This is a genomic window from Nostocoides australiense Ben110, assembly GCF_001050535.1.
Lineage (GTDB): Bacteria > Actinomycetota > Actinomycetes > Actinomycetales > Dermatophilaceae > Nostocoides_A > Nostocoides_A australiense.
This window is the reverse complement of the sequence record NZ_HG764815.1, coordinates 3,400,892-3,402,913: the sequence shown is the minus strand read 5'-3', so window position 1 is coordinate 3,402,913 and position 2,022 is coordinate 3,400,892. Positions and strand designations below refer to the sequence as shown.

2 protein-coding genes are annotated in these 2,022 nt (G+C 69.4%); both read left to right on the top strand.

Features of this window, described 5'->3' with window-relative positions; translation table 11 throughout:
- A partial coding sequence (locus BN11_RS16550; RefSeq protein ID WP_327152879.1) for a peptidoglycan D,D-transpeptidase FtsI family protein occupies nucleotides 1–1,817 on the top strand: 1,817 nt, incomplete at its 5' end.
- A 10-nt stretch (nucleotides 1,818–1,827) separates the two neighbouring features.
- Nucleotides 1,828–2,022 (top strand): Mur ligase domain-containing protein (locus BN11_RS16545; protein ID WP_048699454.1); only part of this gene is annotated, 195 nt, incomplete at its 3' end.

Genomic DNA, 2,022 nt, shown 5'->3' with positions numbered 1-2,022 from the left:
GGCCCCTCGCTCGGCCCGGCGCCAACCCGCGGGTGCGGGCCCGCGGCATACTCATCGGCCTGCTCGTCGTCCTGAGCCTGTTCGCCGCCCAGCTGGTGCGCGTGCAGGGCCTCGACGCGGGCGCGGCGGCAGCGCTGGCCATGCAGACCCGCGTCTACACCGAGACCACGCCGGCCCTGCGCGGCACGATCTACGACGCGACCGGCACGATCCTGGCCTCGAGCATCGAAAAGCGCATCGTCATCGCCGACCCCAAGGCGGTCGTCGAATACAAGAAGAAGGTCGACGGCAAAACCACCAAGGTCGGCGCCGCCGGGGCGGCGGCCGACCTGGCACCGCTGCTGAAGATGTCCGAGGCCGATGTCCTGACGGAGATCACCCGTCCCAAGACCCGCTACGTCGAGGTCAACAAGAACGTCTCCCCGCTCACCTGGCACACGATCGCCGAACTCGGCATCCCCGGCATCTACAGCAAACGCACTTCCGTGCGCACCTATCCCCAGGGCTCGACCGCGGCCAGCCTCGTCGGCTTCACCGGCGAGAACCAGGAGGGCGCCGGCGGCATCGAGACCTATCTCAACTCCAGCCTGCGCGGGGTGCCGGGCGAGCTGAAGTACGAAGTCGGCCAGGACGGCATACGGCTGCCCATGGGCGCCTCGACCGAATCCCCGGCCAAGACCGGCCGCTCGGTGCAGCTGACCATCCGCAACGACCTGCAGTGGTACGCCCAGAACGTGCTGGCCCAGAAGATGATCGACGTGCGGGCATCCTCCGGCACCGTCGTCGTGACGAACGCGAAGACCGGCGACCTGCTGGCCATCGCGTCCTACCCGACCTTCGACCCCAACACGAAGATCGCCGACAACGCCCAGTTGACCAACCTGGCGTTCACCGAGGTCTTCGAGCCCGGTTCGACGGCCAAGGTCATCACCGCGGCGGCCGCGCTCGAGGAGGGCAAGGTCACCCCCTCGACGCCGATGATCGTCCCCTACTCGCTGCGCCGCTCCGACGGACAGATCAGCGACAGCCACAGCCACCCGACCGAGTACCTCACCTTCGCCGGCGCCCTGGCCCAGTCGAGCAACACCGGCATCGTCCTCGCCGGCGAGCAGATCCCGCCGGCGACGATGGAGAGCTACTTCCGCAAGTTCGGCTTCGGGTCCAAGTCGGCCGTCAACTTCCCCGGCGAGAGCGCCGGACTGCTCGCACCGGCCGGCCAGTGGAGCGGGACCCAGCGCTACACGGTCATGTACGGGCAGGGCTTGTCGGTCACGGCGCTGCAGGCGGCCGGGGTCTATCAGACGATCGCCAACGGGGGTGTGCACATCGCCCCGAAGCTCGTCACGGCGATGGCGGACGCGAACGGCAAGCTGCAGCCGACACCGGAGTCCGCCAAGACCCGGGTGATCTCGCAGGATTCCGCCCGCCAGCTGTCCCAGATGCTCGAGGGCGTCGTCGGCGCCGACGGCACCGCGCCGGCCGCGCAGATCCCCGGCTATCGCGTCGCCGGCAAGACCGGCACGGCGTTGCGTTATGACAGCAGGGTCAAGGGGTATGCCGGGTACACCGCGAGCTTCATCGGCTACGCCCCGGCCGGCGATCCCGAACTCGTCGTCTCGGTGATCGTCCAGAACCCCAAGAAGGAGTATTACGGTGGCTCCGTGGCTGCACCGGTCTTTCACGACGTCATGCTCTATGCGCTGACGTCGCTGGACATTCCCCCGACGCCGGGTGACACCGAGCCACCCAAGCTGACCCTGAAACTGGACGAGACGCCCGACCCGGACGACCCGGCCGTGCTGCGCGACCGACGGTGACCCGGACCCGATGATCGACATCCGTCCAGAGCGTCGTGCTCCGGTGCCGCTGGCACGCGTGGCCGCCGTGGCCGGCGCCACCGGACCCACTGCGGACGCCGCGGCCGTCACGGTCACCGGGGTCGGCCTGGACTCGCGCACCATCCGCCCCGGGGACCTGTATGCCGCGCTGCCCGGCGCCAATGTCCACGGCGGGCGGGTGGTG